Source organism: Nonomuraea sp. JJY05, assembly GCF_043496855.1.
Lineage (GTDB): Bacteria > Actinomycetota > Actinomycetes > Streptosporangiales > Streptosporangiaceae > Nonomuraea.
Map to the genome: position 1 here is coordinate 25,312 of NZ_JBIEIS010000053.1, position 21,776 is coordinate 47,087.

The 21,776-nt window shown below is 69.4% G+C and carries 22 protein-coding genes; 10 read left to right on the forward strand and 12 right to left on the reverse strand.

The annotated features are described in order from the left end of the window. Window positions 1–13: 13 nt before the first annotated feature. Genes ACFKCF_RS51600 through ACFKCF_RS51610 form a run of 3 tightly spaced genes read right to left on the reverse strand, consistent with a single transcriptional unit; the run spans window position 14 to window position 2,885 of the window. Window positions 14–748 (reverse strand): SDR family NAD(P)-dependent oxidoreductase, encoded by a 735-nt coding sequence (locus ACFKCF_RS51600; protein WP_394503452.1) that lies wholly within the window; start codon window positions 746–748, stop codon window positions 14–16. Continuing rightward, a complete protein-coding gene (locus ACFKCF_RS51605) occupies window positions 745–2,043 on the reverse strand; it encodes an L-fuconate dehydratase (protein ID WP_394503454.1) in 1,299 nt (432 codons plus the stop codon). Before ACFKCF_RS51605 ends, ACFKCF_RS51600 begins: the two co-directional genes overlap by 4 nt. Continuing rightward, window positions 2,040–2,885 (reverse strand): fumarylacetoacetate hydrolase family protein, encoded by an 846-nt coding sequence (locus ACFKCF_RS51610; RefSeq protein ID WP_394503456.1) that lies wholly within the window; start codon window positions 2,883–2,885, stop codon window positions 2,040–2,042. The genes ACFKCF_RS51605 and ACFKCF_RS51610 overlap by 4 nt, the downstream gene beginning before the upstream one ends. Window positions 2,886–4,238: 1,353 nt before the next feature. Between ACFKCF_RS51610 and ACFKCF_RS51615 the strand changes: the two genes are divergently transcribed. Next, entirely contained in the window at window positions 4,239–5,423 is a 1,185-nt protein-coding gene (locus ACFKCF_RS51615; protein WP_394503458.1) for a cytochrome P450, read from the forward strand. 523 nt (window positions 5,424–5,946) lie between these two features. Here the strand turns inward: ACFKCF_RS51615 and ACFKCF_RS51620 are convergent. The 4 genes from ACFKCF_RS51620 to ACFKCF_RS51635 form a co-directional block, all read right to left on the reverse strand. Then, window positions 5,947–6,774: a DUF559 domain-containing protein gene (locus ACFKCF_RS51620; protein ID WP_394503460.1), complete on the reverse strand. Its 828-nt coding sequence runs from the start codon at window positions 6,772–6,774 to the stop codon at window positions 5,947–5,949. Window positions 6,775–7,391: 617 nt separating this feature from the next. Further along, window positions 7,392–7,802, reverse strand: a complete 411-nt coding sequence (locus ACFKCF_RS51625; RefSeq protein WP_394503462.1) for a DUF2000 family protein — start codon at window positions 7,800–7,802, stop codon at window positions 7,392–7,394. Between the two features lie 56 nt (window positions 7,803–7,858). Further along, entirely contained in the window at window positions 7,859–8,692 is an 834-nt protein-coding gene (locus ACFKCF_RS51630; RefSeq protein WP_394503464.1) for an SRPBCC domain-containing protein, read from the reverse strand. A gap of 71 nt (window positions 8,693–8,763) precedes the next feature. Then, window positions 8,764–9,402: a helix-turn-helix domain-containing protein gene (locus ACFKCF_RS51635; RefSeq protein ID WP_394503465.1), complete on the reverse strand. Its 639-nt coding sequence runs from the start codon at window positions 9,400–9,402 to the stop codon at window positions 8,764–8,766. Between the two features lie 61 nt (window positions 9,403–9,463). Between ACFKCF_RS51635 and ACFKCF_RS51640 the strand changes: the two genes are divergently transcribed. After that, a complete protein-coding gene (locus ACFKCF_RS51640) occupies window positions 9,464–10,297 on the forward strand; it encodes an AraC family transcriptional regulator (RefSeq protein WP_394503467.1) in 834 nt (277 codons plus the stop codon). 10 nt (window positions 10,298–10,307) lie between these two features. Here ACFKCF_RS51640 and ACFKCF_RS51645 read toward each other — a convergent pair whose 3' ends face one another. Then, window positions 10,308–11,330, reverse strand: a complete 1,023-nt coding sequence (locus tag ACFKCF_RS51645) for a GDP-mannose 4,6-dehydratase (protein WP_394503469.1) — start codon at window positions 11,328–11,330, stop codon at window positions 10,308–10,310. Window positions 11,331–11,585: 255 nt separating this feature from the next. On the opposite strand from ACFKCF_RS51645, the gene ACFKCF_RS51650 reads away from it, so the two are divergent. The 4 genes from ACFKCF_RS51650 to ACFKCF_RS51665 all read left to right on the forward strand — a co-directional run bounded on the left by ACFKCF_RS51650 (window position 11,586) and on the right by ACFKCF_RS51665 (window position 15,731). Then, window positions 11,586–12,845, forward strand: coding sequence for a glycosyltransferase family 4 protein (locus tag ACFKCF_RS51650; RefSeq protein ID WP_394503471.1), 1,260 nt, complete (start codon window positions 11,586–11,588; stop codon window positions 12,843–12,845). A gap of 3 nt (window positions 12,846–12,848) precedes the next feature. Further along, window positions 12,849–13,559 carry a methyltransferase domain-containing protein gene (locus ACFKCF_RS51655; protein WP_350729374.1) on the forward strand — a complete coding sequence of 237 codons (711 nt, stop codon included), beginning with the start codon at window positions 12,849–12,851 and terminating at the stop codon, window positions 13,557–13,559. Then, window positions 13,556–14,611 carry a prenyltransferase gene (locus tag ACFKCF_RS51660; RefSeq protein WP_394503472.1) on the forward strand — a complete coding sequence of 352 codons (1,056 nt, stop codon included), beginning with the start codon at window positions 13,556–13,558 and terminating at the stop codon, window positions 14,609–14,611. Before ACFKCF_RS51655 ends, ACFKCF_RS51660 begins: the two co-directional genes overlap by 4 nt. A 124-nt stretch (window positions 14,612–14,735) precedes the next feature. Beyond that, window positions 14,736–15,731, forward strand: a complete 996-nt coding sequence (locus ACFKCF_RS51665) for a DUF1702 family protein (RefSeq protein WP_394503474.1) — start codon at window positions 14,736–14,738, stop codon at window positions 15,729–15,731. Here ACFKCF_RS51665 and ACFKCF_RS51670 read toward each other — a convergent pair whose 3' ends face one another. Beyond that, window positions 15,732–16,361: a class I SAM-dependent methyltransferase gene (locus ACFKCF_RS51670; protein ID WP_394503544.1), complete on the reverse strand. Its 630-nt coding sequence runs from the start codon at window positions 16,359–16,361 to the stop codon at window positions 15,732–15,734. It lies immediately after the preceding gene. Window positions 16,362–16,446: 85 nt separating this feature from the next. Here ACFKCF_RS51670 and ACFKCF_RS51675 point away from each other — a divergent pair, with 85 nt between their 5' ends. From ACFKCF_RS51675 to ACFKCF_RS51685, 3 genes are read left to right on the forward strand one after another with little or no spacing between them, the layout of a single operon-like run. Then, a complete protein-coding gene (locus ACFKCF_RS51675) occupies window positions 16,447–16,899 on the forward strand; it encodes a pyridoxamine 5'-phosphate oxidase family protein (RefSeq protein WP_394503475.1) in 453 nt (150 codons plus the stop codon). After that, entirely contained in the window at window positions 16,896–17,087 is a 192-nt protein-coding gene (locus ACFKCF_RS51680) for a ferredoxin (protein ID WP_394503477.1), read from the forward strand. Before ACFKCF_RS51675 ends, ACFKCF_RS51680 begins: the two co-directional genes overlap by 4 nt. 32 nt (window positions 17,088–17,119) lie before the next feature. After that, on the forward strand, window positions 17,120–18,208 hold the full coding sequence (locus ACFKCF_RS51685; RefSeq protein WP_394503479.1) for a Zn-dependent alcohol dehydrogenase: 1,089 nt from the start codon (window positions 17,120–17,122) through the stop codon (window positions 18,206–18,208). Window positions 18,209–18,244: 36 nt separating this feature from the next. Here the strand turns inward: ACFKCF_RS51685 and ACFKCF_RS51690 are convergent, their stop codons facing one another. Together ACFKCF_RS51690 and ACFKCF_RS51695 are read right to left on the reverse strand one after the other, a co-directional pair. After that, the gene (locus ACFKCF_RS51690) at window positions 18,245–18,841 is read right to left on the reverse strand and encodes a TetR/AcrR family transcriptional regulator (protein ID WP_394503481.1); all 597 of its coding nucleotides are present in this window, start codon (window positions 18,839–18,841) and stop codon (window positions 18,245–18,247) included. A 50-nt stretch (window positions 18,842–18,891) separates the two neighbouring features. Beyond that, complete coding sequence (locus tag ACFKCF_RS51695; RefSeq protein ID WP_394503482.1) at window positions 18,892–20,151, reverse strand: cytochrome P450; 1,260 nt, start codon at window positions 20,149–20,151, stop codon at window positions 18,892–18,894. Between the two features lie 149 nt (window positions 20,152–20,300). Between ACFKCF_RS51695 and ACFKCF_RS51700 the strand changes: the two genes are divergently transcribed. After that, window positions 20,301–20,597: a hypothetical protein gene (locus ACFKCF_RS51700; RefSeq protein ID WP_394503484.1), complete on the forward strand. Its 297-nt coding sequence runs from the start codon at window positions 20,301–20,303 to the stop codon at window positions 20,595–20,597. Window positions 20,598–20,771: 174 nt separating this feature from the next. On the opposite strand, the gene ACFKCF_RS51705 is transcribed toward ACFKCF_RS51700, so the two are convergent. Continuing rightward, a complete protein-coding gene (locus tag ACFKCF_RS51705) occupies window positions 20,772–21,773 on the reverse strand; it encodes a sugar phosphate isomerase/epimerase family protein (RefSeq protein ID WP_394503486.1) in 1,002 nt (333 codons plus the stop codon). Window positions 21,774–21,776 lie beyond the last annotated feature (3 nt).

The following is a 21,776-nucleotide window of genomic DNA, read 5'->3' on the forward strand; positions in this document are numbered from 1 at the left end:
GGGGGTACCTTCCTTAGTTGGACGCCCTGAGGCGGAGCCCTTGCATGCCCCCGTCGACCGCGAGCGCGGTCCCGGTGGTGGCACCGGCTTCGGGACTGGCGAGATAGGCGATCGCCGCGGCGACCTCCTCCGCGCTGACCAGGCGGCCCATCGGCTGCCTGGCGTTCAGTGCGGCGCGTTCCCCCTCGGGGTCGTCGGCCCGGTCGAGCAGCCTCGCGACCCACGGGGTGTCCGCGGTGCCTGGGTTGACGCAGTTGACGCGGATGCCCTCGCGGATGTGGTCCGCGGCCATCGCGAGGGTCAGCGAGAGCACCGCCCCCTTGGTCGCGCTGTAGAGGGCGCGCTGCGGCAGGCCCGCGGTGGCCGCGATCGAGCACGTGTTGACGATGGAGGCGTGCTCGGACTGCCTGAGGTACGGCAGCGCCGCCCGCGCGACCCGGACCATGCCGAGCACGTTGACGTCGAACACTCTCTGCCACTCGCTGTCCGGGTTGTCCTCGATGGTGCCCAGAGCACCGATGCCCGCGTTGTTGACGAGCACGTCGATGCCACCGAGCCGGTCGGCGGCCTCCGCCACCGCCGCCCGTACCTCCGCGTCGTTCGTGACATCGACCTTGATCCCGATGAACGGCTCGCCGGGCGGGTTGATGTCGAAGCAGGCGACCTTCATGCCGCGCTCGGCGAGCAGGGTGGCCGCGGCCAGCCCGATGCCGGAGCCGCCGCCGGTCACGATCGCTTTCAGGCTCACGCGTCCCTCCAGACCTCGCCACCGGGGAATGTATGGGCGGCGATCGACACTGCATGCATCTCCGCGCTGAAGCCGGGCACGGACGGCGCGACGTAACGACCGTTGCGGATGACCACGGGGTCGACGAAGTGCTCGTGGAGGTGGTCGACGTACTCGATCACGCGGTTGTCCATGGAGCCGGTGATCGCGACGTAGTCGAACATCGACAGATGCTGCACCAGCTCGCACAGCCCGACGCCGCCCGCATGGGGACACACCGGCACGCCGAACTTGGCCGCGAGCAGCAGGATCGCCAGGTTCTCGTTGACACCGCCGACTCTGGCCGAGTCGATCTGCAGGTAGGAGATGGCGTTGGCCTGCAGGAGCTGCTTGAACACGATGCGGTTCTGGACGTGCTCGCCGGTGGCCACGGGGATGGGGTCGATGCCCCTGGCGATGGCGGCGTGGCCGAGCACGTCGTCGGGGCTGGTCGGCTCCTCGACCCAGTGGGGGTGGAACTCGCCCAGCGCGTTGATCCACTCGATGCCCGATCCGACGTCCCAGCGCTGGTTGGCGTCGATCGCGATCGGGAAGTCGGGGCCGCAGACCTCGCGGGCCACCCTGAACCTGCGCCGGTCGTCCTCGAGGTCGGCGCCCACCTTGAGCTTGATCTGCTTGAAGCCCTGCTCCAGGGCCTCCTTGCAGAGCCTGCGCAGCTTGTCGTCGTCGTACCCGAGCCACCCGGGGGAGGTGGTGTACGCGGGGTAGCCGACCTCGACGAGCCGGCTGATCCGCTCCTCCTTGCCTGCCTCCTGGCTCCGCAGGATCTCGAGAGCCTCTTGCGGCGTCAGGGCGTCGCTCAGGTAGCGGAAGTCGATGAGGTCGACGATCTGCTCGGGGGACATCTCGGACAGCAGCCGCCACAACGGCTTGCCCGCCCGCTTGGCCTTGAGGTCCCACAGGGCGTTGACCACGGCGGAGATCGCCATGTGCATGACGCCCTTCTCCGGCCCCAGCCAGCGCAGCTGCGAGTCGTTGACCATGTCCTTGTAGAGCGCGCCGAGGTCCTCGACGTCCTTGCCGATCACGTACGGCTCGAGCGCGCTGATGGCCGTGGTCTGGATGTCGTTGCCGCGCCCGATCGTGAAGGCGAACCCGTGCCCCTCGAACCCGTCATCGGTCGTGAGCACGACATAAGCCGCGGAGTAGTCGGGATCCGGATTCATCGCATCCGAGCCGTCGAGCTCGCGCGAGGTCGGGAACCGCACGTCGTGCGTCTCCATCCCGACGATCCGGTACGCGCCAGGAGTCGTCATGCCTGCCCCACCATCTGGCGCTGCCGCCCGAGCCCTTCGATCTCCAGCTCCATCACGTCACCTTCACGCAGGTACGGCTGCCCCGGCATGCCCATCGCCACGCCGGCCGGCGTACCCGTATTGATCACGTCACCTGGCTCCAGGACCATGAACTGACTCAGGTAGCGCACGATCTCGGCCACATCGAAGATCATGTTCTTGGTGTCGCCGTCCTGGCGCAGCTCACCGTTCACCCAGAGGCGCAGCGGCAGGCTCTGCGGGTCGCCCACCTCGTCCGCCGTCACCAGCCACGGGCCGAGCGGGTTGAACGTCTCGCACGACTTGCCCTTGTCCCACTGCCCACCGCGTTCGAGCTGGAACTCGCGTTCGGAGACGTCGTTGGAGATCGCGTACCCGGCGATCACGCCGAGCGCCTCCTCCCGGCTGCCCAGGTAGCGGGCCTCCCGGCCGATCACGACGGCCAACTCCACCTCCCAGTCGGTCTTCACACTGCCCCTGGGCACGAGCACCTCGTCGTACGGCCCGACCATGGTGTTCGCGGCCTTCATGAACACGACCGGCTCGGCCGGCACATCCTGTCCGGACTCGGCGGCGTGGTCGCTGTAGTTCAGGCCGATGCAAACGATCTTTCCTGGACGAGCGATCGGCGCGCCGATCCGCAGCCCTTCGGCGTCGACGACGGGCAGGGCACCACGCTCGAGCGCGTCCCGGACGCGCGCTACTCCCCCGGAAGCGAGGAAAGCCCCGTCGATCTCGGGCTCTCCGATGTCGCGCAGGTCGCCGGCGTCATCCATGACCACCGGACGTTCCTGGCCGACAGGTCCAACTCGCAGCAGCTTCACACCGCATCCTTCTCATATACATCGGATGTCTCGATTCATGATGCTCGTGCGATCGGGCAGAGCGTGTCAAGGGTGACAAGACGGATACATCCGATCCGTGACCTCGAAAGACACCTCCTGAGGATGGCTGACGCCTGTGAAGCGACTTTACCGCTCCGATGGCTGCATTCACATACACGAATTAGCGCCTCCAAATACATCGGAGGTAAACCCAACTTCAAGCCCACCCCTCCAACCCGCCAAGCGACCGTGCTCGGCAACCCAGCCCACGACCGGCACCCAACAAGGGACCCGACCCACAGCCAACGCCCCCGAGGGCCAGAGCCCATTGCCAACGCCCCCCGAGGCACCAAGCCCACAGTCAACGTCTTCGAGGGACCAAGCCCACAGTCAACGTCTTCGAGGGACCAATCCCCCAGCCAACGTCTCCGAGGGACCAATCCCCCAGCCAACGTCCCCCAACGGACTGAGCCCACAGCCAGCCTCAGGCCGGCGTCCCAGCACGGGCAGTGGAGCAAGACCCAGGCGGCACAGTGAAGCAAGCCCCTTACAGGGCAACGCCAGGCGAGGCCCAGCCGAGCCAGCGCGACGCGACGCGACCCGAGGCGACGCGAGGCAACGCGAGGCGACGCGACGCGACCCGAAGCGACGCGACCCGACGCGAGGCAACGCGACCCGACGCGAGGCAACGCGACCCGACGCGAGGCAACGCGACGCGAAGCGAGGCAACGCGACCCGACGCGACGCGAAGCGAGGCAACGCGACCCGAGGCAACGCCAGGCAACCCAACGCCAGGCGACCCCCCGCCAGGCGACCCAACGCGAGGCGAGGCCAGGCCAGCAGTGCGGGACCGAGCGACGTGACCACACCCGAGACGTAGGCCACCCACACCGGGTGCGCACGCTGGCCCATCGGGCACGAGCCGACCGTCTCGCGCACACACCGACGGCATCGGGCACGCGCACCGGCTGCAGCTGACCGGATTCGCCGCGCAGGCCGACTTATCGGGCAGACGGGGCCGACCGTGTCTCGCATCAAGACCGGCCGAGGCTCGTGCATATGGGACGGCGCGGTGCAGGGCAGCGCGCCGACCAGCGGCTCACACGCAGACGGCCGATGGCTCGCGCACAGACGGGCGATGACTCGCACCGCTCCCCGCCGCCGAGTCAGGCCGCCGTCGTCGGCGACCGCAGGGACCTGGTACAAGCCGCATCCCCGATGAATGCCCGACGTGGGCGGACCTCTTGTGGAGCTGTTTCGCCACTACATTGCCCCTTGACGGTCGTACAGGGACGTAATAGAACACGTTTCAGATAGCATTTAACCAAGCGCTTGATCAAGAGGGTGACTCTGGTGCACATCGACCTCGTCGACAGGGACATTTACGCAACCACCGGACCACCACACGAGCAGCTCGCCTGGCTCCGCGCGAACTCCCCCGTCCACTGGCACGAGGGCGAGCCCGGATTCTGGGCCGTCACCCGATACGAGGACGTCGTCCATGTATCGCGGCACTCCGACCGGTTCTCCTCATACAAGAAGCTCGCCCTATTCGAAGAGCTGACCCAGGACCAGATCGATCTCCAGCGCCACATGATGCTCAACCAGGACCCGCCCGAGCACACGAGACGGCGTTCTCTGGTCAACCGCGGCTTCACGCCGCGCACGATCGGCGCCCTCGAAGAGCACATCCGCGACATCTGCGACGACCTCCTCGACAAGTGCACCGGCGACATCGACTTCGTCACCGAAGTCGCCGCACCGCTCCCCCTGTACGTGATCTGCGAATTGCTCGGCGCTCCCGTAGCCGACCGCGACAAGCTCTTCACCTGGTCCAACCGCATGATCGGCAGCCAGGACCCTGACTACTCGGAAACTCCCGAGGTGGGCTCGGCCGCCGCTATGGAGGTCTACGCCTACGCCAACGAACTCGCGACGCGGCGTAAGGACACCCCCAAGAACGACATCGTCACCAAGCTCCTCCAGCCCAACGAGCACGGCGAGACACTCGACCAGGACGAGTTCAACCTGTTCATCCTCCTCTTGGCGGTCGCCGGCAACGAGACGACCCGCAACGCGGCCTCCGGCGGCATGCTCACCCTCTTCGAACACCCGGACCAGTGGGCCCGCCTGGTCGCCGACCCCACCCTCGCCAAGACCGCCGCCGACGAAATCGTCCGCTGGGTCTCCCCGGTCAACCTCTTCCGCCGCACCTCCACCACCGACCAGGTGCTGGGCGGGCAGGAGATCAAGGCCGACGACAAGGTCGTGGTCTTCTACGCCGCCGCCAACCGCGACCCCTCGGTCTTCTCCGACCCCGAGGTCTTCGACATCACCCGCGACCCGAACCCGCACATCGGCTTCGGCGGCGGCGGCGCCCACTTCTGCCTGGGCAACCACCTGGCCAAGCTCGAACTCCGGGTCCTGTTCGAACAGCTGGCCCGCCGACGCCCCAAACTCCGCCAGACGGGTCCTGCGCGCCGGCTTCGCTCGAACTTCATCAACGGCATCAAGGAGCTTCCTGTCGCGGTCGGCTGACCCTGGCGGCAGCAACCAACCGCAGCCAATCAACTCCCCCTTATTGCCGCCTACTACAACGGCTTGTTGCCGGCCACCTCGGCTCAGCCGACGTCCCGCCATGAACGCCCGACCAGGGCTGCGGCGTGACGTACGACCGACGCCACAACGTGATGCTCGGCTGACACTCCGGCGTGGCGCACCGCCGTCACTCCGGAGTGATGCCGACCAGCGCTTCGGCGTGCCACACGACCCGGCACCCTGGAGTGACACCCAGCTGACACTCCGGAGTGATGCCCGGCCAGCTCTTCGGTGCGGCACACGACCGGCACCCCGGAGAGACGCCCAGCCGACACTCCGGTGCGGCACGCGGCTGACACCCCGGAGAGACGCCCGGCCGACACTCCGGTGCGGCACGCGGCTGGCACTCCGGAGTGATGCCCGGCCAGCTCTTCGGTGCGGCACACGACCGGCACCCCGGAGAGATGCCCGGCCGACACTCCGGGGTGACGCCTGGCCGATGGTTAGGAACAGCGCCCAGCTATCACCTCGGTGCGGGCGCCTGGCCCACGTTTGGACATGGAGGTGCAACCGGCGCGCCCGGCGTGGTGGATTGGAGTGGCGGGTGGCTGGTTAATCGGAAGCGGGAGCGGCGGCGGGCGGCTCGGATGCGGCGGAGGATGTGGTTGGTGCGCTCTGGGCCGGGCTGCCAGCCGCATTCGATCAGGGCGTTGGCCACGTGATGGAGGAGGTCGGCGATCTGGCCGGGGATGACGTCTCGGCGGACGGCGATCACGCGCCAGCCGCGTCGGCGAAGCTCCTCGCGGCGGTCCGTGTCGCGTTGCTGGTCGGCGAGTGAGGTGTGATGCTCCTGGCCGTCGTACTCGACTGCGACTTGGAACTCCTCCCAGCCCAGGTCGAGGTACGCGAATCGGCCGTCGTCCAGTTCGACCCGGATCTGGGTGGCGGGTCTGGGGAAGCCGCCTTCCACGAGGATGACCCGCAGCCAGCTCTCCCTGGGTGAGGCGGCGCCACGGTCGGCGAGGCCGAGGGTGTCGCGTAAGCGCCAAGAGTTGAGGGGGCGGTGCCACAGAGCTTCCAGATCGACACCTCGGCGGGCGAACTGGTCGAGGATCGCCACCGCCACCATCCGGGGCAGCCAGCGGGCGCAGTCGAGGGCTGTGCGTTCCATGGTGGTGAGGCGGACGCCCCTGTGCATGGTGATGTCTTCGGGCGGGAGCGGTGCCAGGTAGGTGACGCAGCCGGGGAGGGCCAGGTGGCCGGGGGCGGTCAGCTCTATGGGCCAGTCGGCTTCTGGGGTGTACAGGACGTTCAGGCCCCAGATGTGGGCGGCCGTCTGGCGGCAGACCACGGCCTGCGGGATCGCTCGGGTGATTCGGGCGGTCCGGTCGGCGAGTGATGGCAGGGTGGGTGGCGTCCGCGTCTTGGGAAGCGCGGGATCGGTCTTCTCCTGGGTGGGAGGTGGCTCTTTCGGGGGTGCTGCTCCGGGTGGCGGTGCTTCTCTTTTGGAGGCTGCAGCTTCGGGAGGGGGTGTCGCGGGTGCTGGAGGGCCGCTGGGCGTGGGGAGCGGGGTGGGGTGGTGTCGGCGGTGCATGGCGCCCAGGGTGCTACGGCGGGGCTCGGTGGTGGGCGGCCGAATGGGATTCTGTGGATGGGGTCGGGTTATCCACAGAGTCTGGGACGGCCATCAGCGCCGTGGGATGGCTGCCGGTGCCGCTAGCCCTGCGGTGCCGCCATCCTCGCGGTGCCGCCATCCTCGCGGTGCCGCCATCCTCGCGGTGCCGCCATCCTCGCGGTGCCACCATCCCCGGCGCTACGGCAGGCGCCCTCGCGGTACGGCAGGACTCTCGCCGTACGGCAGGTGTCGCCGGGGCGGGGGCGCCCGGTCAGAGGGGCGGGGTCAAGGAGTGCCCTGGTCACGTCAGGCAATGTCAGAGCGGGAGTGGCGGTTGTGGTGGAGGTAGAAGGTCAGGGGTGCAGGGAGAGGCCCTTCAGGACCTTGTCCACACCGTTCTTCGCCCCATGGACCGCCACCCCCACCAGCGCCAGTTCATCGGCCTCCACCCCCCGCACGGCCGCTCGGTTGTCCGCGTCGTGTCCCGTCTTGAACATCTCCTCGATGTAGACGGCCACGTCCATCTCCCGGCCCACCGCCTTCTCCCGGACGCCCCGGAGCCCCTCCAAGTCGGCCGTGTAGACGAGCACGGGCTGGCGCAGCATCGGCAGGTACGAATTGCCGGACCCGTCCTCGTACGGCTCCCCCATGAGCCCCGGCACCCCGCCGGCCACCGCGCTGGACAGGAAGGCGGTGACGTTGAGCTTCTGCCATGCGGCCAGATCCGCGCGGACCACGATGCCGATCTTGGTGTCGAAACGCATGGCCACGAGTCTCCACGTCCCGCCCCCGCCGTGTCTTGAACGCTGGTGCGGAAGCGTCAGCTCGTGAAGACCGGCTGCCAGTCCGGCATCTCGTGGTAGCGCCGCAGCTCCGAGACGCCCGCCAGGATCCCGCCCCACGCCGCGTACGGCGGGCGCGCCGTGTCGAACCCGCTCTGCACCAGCGTCAGCCGCGTCTGCCCGCCGGAGCCCTCCAGCTCCCACGTGGCGACTCCCGAGCCGCCCCAGTCCAGGGAGAACCTGCGGTCGGGCTCGAGCTCCAGCACCTTGGCCGGGCTGGGGTCGTTGGCCAGGCCGCCCATCGCGAAGCGCCCGCCCACGTACGGCTCGATCTCGATCGGGAACCCGAACCACCGCGTCACCGCCTCCGAGTCGATCAGCGACGCGAACACCTTCTCCGGCGAGGCGTCGACGGTGACCTGCGCGCGCAGGTCCGCGGAGGTGAAGTCGACCTTGGGTGTGAGCTCGCGCCCTTCGAGGTGCTCGGCCAGGTTGGCGATGGCCAGGCACCAGTACGTCTGCAGCACGCCCCGGATGCTCTTGCCCGTGATGACGTCCTGGAAGTCGAAGTGCGTCTGCGACAGCGTCAGGATCGTCGCGTCCCCATCCTCCTCCAGCCCTAACTCGGTGGTCGTCTCCTCGCCGTCCAGCACCCACGCGAAGCGCAGCGTGCGCTCGTCGGCGTGCAGCAGCCGCTGGTGCGGCGCGTCCCCCTCAGGCGTGGTACGCCCCCAGAACCCGAACCGGTCGGGCAGCTCCACCTCGGCCTGCTCGGCCAGCCAGATCCGCAGCGCGGCCGGGTCGGTGAGGGCGTGGCGCACGTCCTTGACGGGCGCGTGGATGCGGGCACGAAGCGTCATGGGCTCGGTCATCGTCATCTTCTCCTTTGGCGAGTTCAGGGTTGGTCGGTTGTCGTCGGGCGTCGGCTGGAGGCCGGCCCGTTTCAGGGTTGGTCGGTCGTCGGTCGGGTGTCGGCTGGAGGCCGGTCCGTCCCGTCGCTGACGACGGGCTCAGGGTTGTCTGCGGGGGTTTCGGAGGTGACGTTCGGATAGCAGGCGACGGCGAGCTTGAACGCGTCCCCTTCCGCCCCGCCATACCGCGTGAACAGCCCCTGCAGCATCGTCTGCAGATCGTTCAGGAACTCCTGACGCTGTTCGGGACGCACGCGGATCTCCCCCGACAACCCGATCGACGGCAGCTCGGGCGCGCTCCGGTCGAGCGCCGCGATGTCCGACTGGACCTCCTCCATGAGATCCAGCAGGTAACCCAGGCTCAGCTCGTCACGCGCCTTGCGCAGCCCGATGCGGCCCACCAGCCGGGGTGACAGCCAGTACGAGCGCGCGCCGGCCTGGTAGATGCCCTCGTGGATCCCGCGCACCTTGCGCTCGGACACGAGGTCCACGAGACCCGCCTCGACCAGCCGTTTGACGTGGTAGTAGACCCGCTGCGGGGTCTGGCCGAGGCGTTCGGCGACCTCCGAGCACGTACGCGGCTCGGCCAGCTGCCGCAGCACCTCCACGCGCTGCGGCTTGAGCAGGGCCTCGGCCTGCTCGATCTCTTCCAGGTACAGGACGTCTCTCATCGCAAAAACAATCCTTTACGTAAAAATTTAGTTTGTCAATGGGCATGGAGACAATGGATGGATGGCGCATGACTGGTCCCGATACTGGCGGTCCCCCGACCGGCCGGTGGAGGCCATGCATGCCCACTTCGAGCGGCACGTGTACCACCGGCACAGCCACGAGACCTACTCGTTCGGGGTCACCGAGACCGGCGCGCAGTCGTTCACCTGCCGCGGCTCGGCCCACACGAGCTCGGCGGGCATGGTCATGGCGTTCAACCCGGAGGACCCCCATGACGGCCACGCCACGAACGCGCACGGCTTCACGTACCGGATCCTCCACATCGGCCCGGAGCTCGTGTCGAACGCCCTGACGGACGCGACGGGCCGCCGCCTGGGCCTGCCGCTGTTCACCGCCCCCGTGGTCGAGGATCCCGTCCTGGCAGGCGCGCTGCGCTCCCTGCACACGGCGCTCCTGAGCGCCGACGCGACGGCCCTGCGGCGCGACGAGCTGCTCACGGCCACGGTCGCGGCGATCGTACGGCGGGCCGCCACGACCCCGATCGCCCCGGAGGGCAGGGCCGGGAGGTCGGCGAGGGTCGCGCGGCAGGCCAGACAGCTCCTCCACGACCGCCTCAGAGACGACCTCACGAGCGACGACCTGGCGAGGGCCACGGGCACCAGCCGCTACGCGGTCTACCGGGCCTTCCATGCGGAGTACGGGCTGTCCCCCAGCGACTACCAGCGCCAGCTACGGCTCAGAGCGGCCCGCACGCTGATCGCCGGCGGCACCGCGATCAGCGAGGCGGCCACCGCGACGGGCTTCGCCGACCAGAGCCACCTGACCCGCTGGTTCACCCGCTACTTCGGGCTGACCCCGGGCACCTACCGCCAGGCCATCACAGGCCCGCCGTAAAAGATGGACGTCACGGCCAGGAGCTGTCCTGGTCGGGGTCGCCGCCGTCCGAGAGCAGGCGCAGATCCGACTCGACCATCATCGCCACCAGCTCGTCGAACGACACGCTCGGCTCCCACCCCAGCTGCGCCCGCGCCTTCTTCGGGTCCGCGCACAGCAGGTCCACCTCGGCCGGCCGGTGCAGCGTCTGGTCCGTCACCACGTACCGCTCCCAGTCCAGCCCCGCGGCCGTGAACGCCGCCTCCACCAGCTCTCGGACCGACTTCATCCGCCCCGTCCCGATGACGTAGTCCTCGGGATTGGCGGCCTGCAGCATCAGGTGCATCGCCTTGACGTAGTCGCCGGCGAACCCCCAGTCCCGCCGCGCCTCCAGGTTGCCCAGCCGCAGCTCGGTGGCCAGCCCCAGCTTGATCCGGGCCACCCCCAGGGACACCTTCCTGGTGACGAACTCGGCCCCCCGGCGCGGGGACTCATGGTTGAACAGGATCCCGGACACGGCGAACATCCCGTACGACTCGCGGTAGTTCTGCGTGAGGAAGTGCCCGTACGCCTTGGCCACCCCGTACGGCGAGCGTGGGTGGAAGGCGGTCCGCTCGTTCTGCGGGGTCTCGCTGACCTGCCCGAACATCTCAGAGGATGAAGCCTGATAAAAGCGGATCTGTCGGGAGGCACCCGAGCCCCGTGACGCCCCCGAGCACACCCGGATCGCCTCCAGCATGCGCAGCACGCCCATCCCGGTCACCTCGGCCGTGAGCTCCGCCTGCTCCCACGACATCGGCACGAACGAGATCGCCCCGAGGTTGTACACCTCGTCAGGCTGAACGCGTTCCACCGCCGAGATCAGGGACCCCTGGTCCAGCAGATCCCCCCGCACCACCTGCACGTCCGAGAGCAGCTTGCGCATCCTGGACACCCGCGGGTTCGCCTGGCCGCGGGCCAGCCCCCACACCTCGTACCCCTGCTCGAGCAGGTGCTCCGCCAAGTAAGAACCGTCCTGGCCGGTGATGCCGGTGATCAGAGCTCGCCTGGCCAAGGGTCCTCCAGCTATCGCGTATAGCAATCTGTTTGGGACGGAATGTACAGCTAAGCACCCAGATAGGGCACCAAGCCACCTAGAACCCGTTCCACCGAACCACGCTCGGTCACAGCAACGTCGCAGTTCGCACGACGTTTAACCGTAATTGTGAACAATTCCACCCGACCTACCGAATGGTAGCCTTCTCGGACTAAGGTCATCTTCACGGTACACGCCCATCTCAAGGGCCCTACCGGCGGAGAAAGGGGTGTCGTGGAAGAGCCAGCCCGGCAGGAACGAGCGCTGCGAGTCGCGTTGTTGTCCTACCGCAGCAAGCCCACCTGTGGCGGCCAGGGCGTCTATCTTCGCCACCTCAGCCGCGAGCTGGTCGCCCTGGGGCACCACGTCGAGGTGTTCTCCGGCCAGCCCTATCCCGAACTGGACGAGGGCGTCATCCTGCGCGAGGTGCCCAGCCTCGACCTCTACCGCGACGAGGACCCGTTCAGGACGCCCAAGCTGCACGAATACCGCGACTGGATCGACTGGCTCGAGGTCGGGACGATGTGGACGGCGGGGTTCCCCGAGCCGTTGACGTTCACGCTGCGGGCCTACCGCGAGCTGAAGAAGCGCATCGGTGACTTCGACGTCGTGCAGGACAACCAGACCCTCGGATACGGCCTGCTGGGAATCCAGCGGATGTTCCCCGTGGTCGGCACCATCCACCACCCGATCAGCGTCGACCGCCGCATCGAGCTCGAGGCCGCCACCGGCGGGAAGCGGCTGAGCCTGCGCCGCTGGTACGGGTTCGTGAAGATGCAGTCGCGCGTCGCGCCCCGGCTGAGCCCGATCCTGACCGTCAGCGAGTCGTCGCTGGCCGACATCCACCGCGACTTCAACGTCCCACAGGCGAACATGCGCCTGATCCCCCTCGGCGTCGACACCCGCTATTTCCACCCGCGCCCGGACAAGCCCCGGCGCAAGGGCTCGATCGTGGCGGTGGCCAGCGCGGACTCCCCCATGAAGGGCGTCGCGACGCTGCTGCGGGCGGTCGCGAAGCTGGCGACCGAGCGCGACGTGCACCTCACCGTCGTCAGCCGCCCCACCCCCGGCGGCCCGACCGAGCAGCTCGTCCAGGAGCTGTCGCTGGAGGACCGGGTGCGTTTCGTCCACGGCATCTCCGACGACGAGCTGGGCGAGCTGATCGCCACCTCGGAGATCTCAGTCGTCCCCTCCCTCTATGAGGGCTTCTCGCTGCCCGCCGTCGAGCACATGGCCTGCGGCACGCCCCTGGTGGCCAGCCGTACGGGGGCGCTGCCCGAGGTCGTCGGCGACGCCGCCATCCAGGTGGCCCCGGGCGACCCCGAGGAGCTGGCCGCGGTGCTGCGCCGCCTGCACGACTCCCCCGAGGAGCGCGAACGCGTGGGCAAGGCCGGATACGACCGCGTCATGGAGCGCTACACCTGGCACGTCGTGGCCAAGAGGACCGTCGAGGCGTACCTCGAGGCCATCGAGAACCACAAAAGGAGAGGCTGACCAGTGCTGACCGTCGACTTCGCCCGGCTTCCCGTCGGCCCCGGCGTGCGCCTGCTCGACCTGGGCTGCGGCGGCGGCAGGCACGCCTTCGAGGCGCTGCGCCGGGGGGCGGACGTGATCGCGTTCGACATGGACCAGGCGGAGCTGGACGGCGTGGCGGCCATGTTCGCGGCGATGGACAAGGCGGGCGAGGTGCCGCCGGGGGCGAGCGGGCAGATCGTCCAGGGTACGGCGCTGGACATGCCGTTCGAGGACGGCAGCTTCGACCGGGTCATCGCGGCCGAGGTGCTGGAGCACATCCCGGACGACATGGCGGCCATGCGCGAGCTCTTCCGCGTGCTCAAGCCGGGCGGCACGGCGGCCGTGACCGTGCCGAGCTTCCTGCCCGAGCGGATCTGCTGGGCGCTGGACGAGGCCTACCACACGGCCCCCGGCGGACATGTTCGGATTTATACGTTGGCTGAGCTGTCGGCCAAGCTGAAGTCCATCGGGTTCGAGATCGGCCCCCACCACCACGCCCACGGCCTGCACGCGCCGTACTGGTGGATCAAGTGCGCCGTCGGGGTCGGCAACGACGACCACCCGCTCGCCAAGGCGTACCACGAGCTGCTGGTCTGGGACATCATGAAGCGCCCGGCCGCCACCAGGATCGCCGAAGCGGTGCTCAACCCGATCATCGGCAAGAGCGTGGTCCTCTACGTCAGGAAGCCATGATCTCCCACGCGGAGGTCGTGCGAACGGCCGAGAGCATCGCGGCGATCCAGCAGGACGACGGCGGCGTGCCGTGGCCGGAAGGCCACGTCGACGCGTGGAACCACGTCGAGTGCCTGATGGCCATGTCCGTCGCCGGGCTCGGCGAGCCGGTACGGCACGGCTACGCGTGGCTGGCCCGCCACCAGCGCCCCGACGGCTCCTGGCCGATGAAGCTGGTCGACGGCGTGCCGACGGAGCAGGGCGGCGAGAGCAACCACGCCGCCTACGTCGCCGCCGGGCTCTGGCACCACCACCTCGTGACCGGCGACCAGGCGTTCACCGAGGAACACTGGCCCATGGTCAAGACCGCGCTCGACTACGTGGCGGGGCTGCAGACCGAGCGGGGCGAGATCGTCTGGGAGCGCGACGCGCACGGCGTCGCCTCGACGCTCGCGCTGCTCACCGGGTGCTCCTCCATCCACCAGGGGCTGCGCTGCGGCGTGCTGCTCGCGGACCACCTGGGCGACCCGCAGCCGCACTGGGAGCTGGCCGCCGACCGGCTGGCGCACGTGCTGGCGGCGCATCCCGAGGCGTTCGCGGACAAGAGCCGCTTCTCCATGGACTGGTACTACCCGGTGCTCGGCGGCGCGGTACGCGGCCGGCAGGCGTTCGAGCTGCTGGAGCGCGAGTGGGCCACGTTCGTGGTGCCGGAACTCGGGATCAGGTGCGTGTCCGACCAGCCGTGGGTGACGGGGGCGGAGACGTGCGAGCTGGTGCTGGCGCTCGACGCGCTGGGAGATCGGGGGCGGGCGGTCACGCTGTTCACGGACGTGCAGCATCTGCGGCACGAGGACGGCTCGTACTGGACGGGCTGGCAGTTCGCGAACCGCAAGCACTTCCCCCACGAACGATCCGGGTACACGGCCGCCGCCGTCGTGCTCGCCGCCGACGCGCTGCTGGAGCTGACGCCGGGGTCCGGGCTGTTCCGGGACATCGTGGGGACGTCGGTGTCCGACCCGGAGACCTGCGGCTGCGCCGCCGGCACGGGCCTGGTACGCCGCGACGATCTCTGACCCGGTCCCCCGCACAAGCGCTTTTGCGGGTTCTTTGCCCCCGAAATCCGGTGCGCCGCCGATGATCGGCGCAATGGGCTTACTAGCTTCTGAGTGACTCGTACGAGGCGTCTTCGGGGGAAGCGTGGGCGACACGGGCACAACTTCGTTCTTGGATCAGGTCAGGACCGAGCCGACACTGTCCCGGGCGAGGGGGCTGCGGAGGTTCCTGGTCAAGGATCCTCTGGAGTCCGATCTGGGCCGGCGACGATTCCGGCTCAGACGAGGAGCTTCCCGAGCGGTCTTCACCGATGCCGAAAGTTCATACGTTTTCGGCTTCAACGCGGTGATGGCCCGGGAGATCGAGAAGGTCGAGGAAATATCGGCGGAGCAGCGGCCCTTCGGCTACGAAGGGGCGGCCGCCGCCTGCACCGTGCTCGACCTACTCACGCTGACGCGGGGCCGGCGCCTTCACGAGCTACTCACCGGCCCCGCCCAGCATCATCGCCACGCCGCCTACGTCGGCGCCGGTCGCGGCTATGCCCTGCTGCGGCTGCGGCCTCTGTGGGGGGCGCGGCGCGCCCATCCGCTGCTGCGCTGGCTGGCCGTGGACGGGTTCGGGTTCCAGTGGAGCCTGGACAGGGCCGACCGCATGGTGGGCGAGCGCACGATGCCCGACCTGCTGACCAGGGCGCACTGCGCGGTGTTCGACCAGGGGCTGGGGCGGCTGCTCTGGTACCACGACAGCGCCTCACCCGACGACGTCGCCTCCAGGATCGGTGGATATCCGGCGGGGCGGCGGGGCGACCTGTGGAGCGGGATCGGGTTCGCGGCGACGTACACGGGCGGGGCCGAGGCCGACGAGCTGTGGTGGCTGGCCGAGCACGCCGGGGCCGACGGGTTCCGCGCCCAGCTGGCCCAGGGGTGCGCGTTCGCCGTCGCCGCCCGGCTGCGGTCGGGTACGCTGCCGGACCACACGGCGCAGGCCGTGCCGGTCCTGTCCGGGGCCGAGCCCGAGGAGGCGGCCTCGTGGACGGATCAGGCGCTCCTCGCGCTCGGGCACGAGGCGCACACGCACGAGGACTTCCGGCGCTGGCAGTCCCAGACCCGCCGGTCCTGGAGCCAGCGCCACCGCGGCTGACTAGATTCCTGGGCCGACGCGCTCCAGCACGCGGAGCGAGCCCTCCACCGACACCTCGGTGAAGGCGCCCGACCGCACCGCCCGCTGGTAGGTCCGGTACGGCGCCTGCCCGCCCTCGGCCGGATCGGGGTAGATGTCGTGGAAGACCAGCGCCCCGCCCTCCATGACGTGCGGCGCCCAGCCCTCGTAGTCGCGGGTCACCGGCTCCTCGGAGTGCCCGCCGTCGATGAACAGCATCCCCAGAGGCGTCCTCCAGAGCGCGGCGACCTGCTCCGACCGGCCGACGATCGCGATCACCTCGTCCTCGAGCCCCGCGGCCGCGATCGTGGCCCTGAACGTCGGCAGCGAGTCCATCTTCCCGAACCGGGGGTCCACCAGCGTCGGGTCGTGATGGGCCCACCCCGGCTGGATCTCCTCGGAGCCCCGGTGGTGGTCCACGGTGACGACCACAGACCCGGCCTGCCTGGCCGCCGCGCCGAGATAGACGGCCGACTTCCCGCAGTACGTGCCGATCTCGCAGACGGGGCCCAGCTTCCCGTACCGGCAGGCGGCCTCGTACAGGGCCAGGCCCTCGTTGTGCGGCATGAATCCCTTGGCGTGCTTAGCTGCGTAGAGCAGCTCTGACGGCATCGTCATGGGGATGCAGCCTAGCCGAACCGAATAACATTCCAGGGGACCCTTGCAGGCCCGTTCTGAAACCTGTTCTACTTACAACGTGAATCAGCGCGCTCGCATCGCCATGTCGGACGAGGACGTCACCGCCTTCCTGGAGAGCTCACGCAAGCTGCAGCTGGCCACCATCAACGCGGACGGCACACCCCATCTGGTGACGATGTTCTATGGGCTCGACAAGGGTCGCATCACCTTCTGGACCTACGCCAAAGCCCAGAAAGCCCACAATCTTGCCCGCGACTCCAGGGTGAGCTGCCTGATCGAGACGGGCGACGACTACGCCGAGCTCCAGGGCGTCCTGGTGTACGGGAACGCCGAACGGGTGGACGACCGCGACCGCGTCCTGGACATCGGGATGATGGTCGCCCGGCGGATGACTCCGGGCGTACCGGACGAACTACTGCGCCCGTACGTGGAGCAGACCGGGCGCAAGCGAGTTGCGTACATCGTGGAGTACACCAAAGTGGTCTCATGGGATCACAGGAGGCTCGCATGAGAGTCAAGGTGGACGAGCTGGTCTGCGAGGCCAACGCCGTGTGCATGGGGCTCGCGCCGGAGGTGTTCGAGGTGGACGACGACGACCAGCTCCACGTCCTGCTGCCAGAACCACCGCCCGAGATGCGGGACCGCGTCCGCCACGCCGTCAGGTCCTGCCCCAAAGCCGCCCTTTCCCTAGAGGAATAGCCCCGCTAGGCACCAGCCGGAGGAGGAACCCCATGCGCGCCGCGATCCTGCACGCCGTAGGCAACGACAAGCTGGACATCCGCGACGACGTCACTCTGGCCCCCGTCGGGCCGGCGGACGTACGCGTACGGATCAAGGCGACGGGCGTCTGCCACTCGGACCTGTCGGCCATGACCGGCGTACTGCCGCAGCCCGTGCCGCTGGTGCTCGGGCACGAGGGCGCGGGCGAGGTGGTCGAGGTGGGCGAGCATGTCACCTCGCTCAAGCCGGGCGACCACGTGGTCATCAACTGGCGTCCCGGTTGCCAGGAGTGCGACCTGTGCCTGGGCGGCCAGCCGTACCTGTGCATCAAGTACGTGGTCGAGGCGTTCAGCAAGGGCAACTTCCGGTTCGGCGGCGACGGGGCCACGGCGTACGGGATGGCCGGGTGCGGCACCTGGGCCGAGGAGATCGTCGTGCCGTGGCAGGGCGCGATCAAGATCGACGAGGACGTGTCGTGGGAGGCGGCGGCCCTGATCGGCTGCGGCATCACGACCGGCGTGGGCGCCGCGATCAACACCGCGAAGGTCCGTCCCGGCTCCACGGTCGCGGTGATCGGCTGCGGCGGCGTCGGCCTGTCGGTCATCCAGGGCGCCCGCCTCTCCGGCGCCCGCACGATCCTCGCGATCGACCCGCTGGAGTCCAAGCACGAGCTGGCCAAGAAGGTCGGCGCCACGCACGCCGTCACCCCGGAGCAGGTCCCCGACGCCCTGAACGAGCTCACCGCCGGCGCCGGCTTCGACTACGGCTTCGAGGTGGTCGGCAAGGCGGCCACCATCCAGAGCGCCTGGCAGGTCACCCGGCAGGGCGGCGACGTCATCGTGGTCGGGGCGGGCGCGGTGGACGACATGGTGTCGATCTCGGCGTTCAGCCTGCTGTTCGAGGGCAAGAACCTGCTCTCCAGCCTGTACGGGGAGGCCGACGTGCGCCACGCCTTCCCCTACTTCGCCAAGCTCCACAAGGCCGGCAAGCTGGACCTGGAGTCGATGATCAGCGCCCGCATCCGCCTGTCGGACCTGAATGACGCGGTGGCGGCGTTGCGGGGCGGCGAGGTCCTCCGCCAGATCGTCGTCATGGACTGACCCCGTTGCGAGAGTGAGGGCCGCCGCGTCGGCCCCTCACTCCTTCGGCGGTGGTGCGAGCCAGTGGCGGGTGAGGTCCCGCACGGCCGCCAGCCAGGGCTGCAGCGGCTCCCCGGCGGCGATCGCGTCCGCGGCGCCGTGCAGGACGGTGAACAGCAGCGTGGCCGCCATGTGCGGGTCCACCTGGCGGAACGCGCCGTCGTCCATGCCCCGCTGCAGCGCCCTGGCGATGGCGACGATGGTGTCCCGCCGCCCTTCGTTCGCGGACGCGGGCGCGGGGTGGGAGTGGAAGACGGCGGTGTGGAGCCCGCCGGGCCGGGCGATGACGTCGACGGCCGCCGCGCATTCGGCGTCGAGGGTGGCCCACCAGTCGATCGGCTCGGTGGATTCGGCGAGCCGGTTGAACCGGTCCACGTAGCCCTGGAGCACGCGGTCCCGGACCGCGGCGATCATCTCCTCCCAGGAGGAGAAGTAGACGTAGAAGGTGCCCTTGGCGGCGTCGGCTTCGGCGGTGACGGCTTGAACCCAGTTGGTCACGTCGTGCCCGGAATCCAGGAGCCGGATGGCGGCGTCGATGAGTTCGCTGCGCCTGGCCTCGGGGGAAAGGCGGCGCCGGCTCCTGGAGGTCACCATCGCATCAGGTTAGCCGACTGCGGGGTGGCGTCAGAGGTCGTACGAGCCCGTCACCTCCGCACCCCCGCATGGGAGATGAGGAGCTCGCTGACGCCACGGAGATTGACGTGCTCCCGGTACGGCGGCGGGTCCGCGACCAGCTCCGGCTCCCGGACGCGCCGGGCGAACGCGGCCAGCGCCACCCGGCCTTCGAGCCTGGCCAGCGGCGCGCCGAGGCAGAAGTGCGGGCCGAAGCCGAACCCCAGATGCCGCACCTGCTCGCGGGCCGGGTCGAACCGGTCCGGGTCCGGGTTCGCCTCCGGGTCCCGGTGAGCCGCGGCCAGCAGCAGGATGACCAGGCTGCCCGCGGGCGCCTTCGCCGTCCCGACGAGCAGGTCCTCGCGGGCGACCCGGGCGGTGAGCTGGACGGGCGAGTCGTAGCGCAGGATCTCCTCGACGACCGCGGACGCCGTGCCGGGATCCTCACGCAGGGCGGCGAGGTGGGCGGGGTGCCGCAGCAGGGCGAGCACGCCGTTGGCGATCAGGTTGACCGTCGTCTCGTGCCCCGCCACCAGCAGCAGCACGATCGTGGAGACCAGCTCGTCATGGCTGAGGGCGTCGCCGCCGTCCTCCGCGGCGATCAGCTCGGAGATCAGGTCGTCCCGGCGCGGGCTCCGGCGCCGTTCGGCGACGAGCTCGTTGACGTACCGGTGCAGGTCGACCATGCCACGCACCCACTCCGGGTTCTCCTCGTTCCCGTCGTCGGGATTGGAGAACCCGTCGAGCAGCCGGGTGAGCCGGGCGGACCACCCGTGGAACAGCCGCTCGTCGGCCTGCGGGACGCCGAGCATCCGGCAGATGACCGTCACCGGCAGCGAGTAGGCGAGGCCGGACACCACGTCGAACGTCTCCCGCTCGGCCGCGCGGTCGAGGAACTCGTCGACCAGCCGGGTGACGGAGTCCTCCATCCGGGCCACGGTACGGGCGGTGAACGCGCTGCTGACCAGGCGCCGCAGCCGGGTGTGGTCCGGAGGATCCAGAGAGAGGAACCATGGCCGCCGGACCGAGGAAGGAGCGTCCGGAGGGTACGGGTCTGCTGCCCCGTCGGGCTGGAAGAACCGCCACCGCTCGGCGCTGAGCCGCGGGTCGCGCAGCAGCGTCTCGCAGTCGCCGTAGCCCGTCACCACCAGCGAGGACATCTCCTCGATCCATAACGGGCCGCGGGCGCGGAAGTCGGCGTAGATCGGGTACGGGTCTGGCCTCGACGCGGGGTCGAGCAGCCTGCTGACCAGGTGGAGACCGGACGTCGCGCTGTCCGTTGCGTTGCGCATCTGCGCTCCTTTTATTGACCTTAGGTCATTAATAATGACCCGAGGTCAATATGTCAACGACGAGACCGGGGGCGGTCGGCAGCCTGGGCTCGAAAAGGTGCGACTTCTACCATGCGAGATGCCGATGCGGAGCTACGTAGGGAGTGGTCTTGCAGGTCGCGGTCGTCACCGGTCAGCGGCCGCTGGACTTCATCACCGTCACGCGGCCCTGGGTCGAGGAGCGCGGAATCACGGTGCCGGACGCGCCGTTCCACGCGGAGGGCTCGATCGCGACCGCGGGCGGCTGCCTGGCATCCGTCTACCTGGCGGCATGGACACTGCTCCACACGGCCGGCGAGGCCACGGCCTGGGACGTGATCGAGTATGCGGCGCCCGTGGGCGAGAAGCAGGAGGTCGCCCAGCGCGTCATGTCCACGGTGCGCGCGGCCGAACCGGCGCTGCGCTGACCGCCCTCAGGACGACGGTGGGCTCACGCGACCCACGCCCGGCGGTCGTGGTGGCCGGCGACCGGGCAAACGGGTGGACACCGGCGAGCGGGGGTTCGAAAGGGGGGCGGAGCTCTCCTTGGGAGGCGCTGGCCGCAACTCCCGAGGCGCGCAGCGCCCCCCTCGTGAAAGGCCTTACGTCGTGGAGAAGGCGGCGTCGAAGGCGGTCGTCGGGGGCGTGATGGAGTTGAGCCTGCGGATGTAGGCGAGCGCCTCCCTGGCCCCATCCAGCCGGTCCATCCCCGCGTCCTCCCACTCGATCGAAATGGGCCCGTCGTACCCGATCGAGTTCAGCGCCCGGAAGCAGTCCTCCCAGGGCACGTCGCCGCGCCCCGTCGAGACGAAGTCCCAGCCGCGGCGCATGTCCGCCCACGGCAGGTGCGAGGACAGGCGGCCCTTGCGGCCGTCGCCCACGCGCATGCGCGTGTCCTTGCAGTCGACGTGGTAGATGCGGTCCTTGAAGTCCAGGATGAACCCGACGGGGTCCAGATCCTGCCAGACCATGTGGGACGGGTCCCAGTTCAGGCCGAAGGCGGGGCGGTGGCCGATCGCCTCCAGGGTGCGCACGGTGGTGTAGTAGTCGTACGCGATCTCACTCGGGTGAACCTCGTGCGCGAAGCGCACCCCGACCTCGTCAAAGACGTCGAGGATCGGGTTCCAGCGGTCGGCGAAGTCCTGGTATCCGGCCTCCACCATCGACGCCGGCACCGGCGGGAACATGGCGACCGTGTGCCAGATCGACGACCCGGTGAAGCCGACCACCGTGTTCACGCCCAGCAGGGCGGCCGCGCGGGCCGTGTTCTTCATGTCCTCCGCCGCCGCCTGGCGTACCGACTCGGGGTCGCCGGAGCCCCAGATGCGGGCGGGGAGGATGGACTTGTGGCGCTCGTCGATGAGGTCGCACACCGCCTGGCCGACGAGGTGGTTGGAGATGGTCCAGACCTTGAGGCCGTGCTTGTCGAGCTGGGCGTGCTTCTGCTCCACGTACGACGGGTCCGCCACGGCCTGGGCCACGTCGAAGTGGTCGCCCGAGCAGGCGATCTCCAGGCCGTCGTAGCCCCATTCGGCCGCCAGCCTGCACACCTCCTCGAACGGCAGGTCGGCCCACTGCCCCGTGAACAGGGTGACAGGTCGCATGTG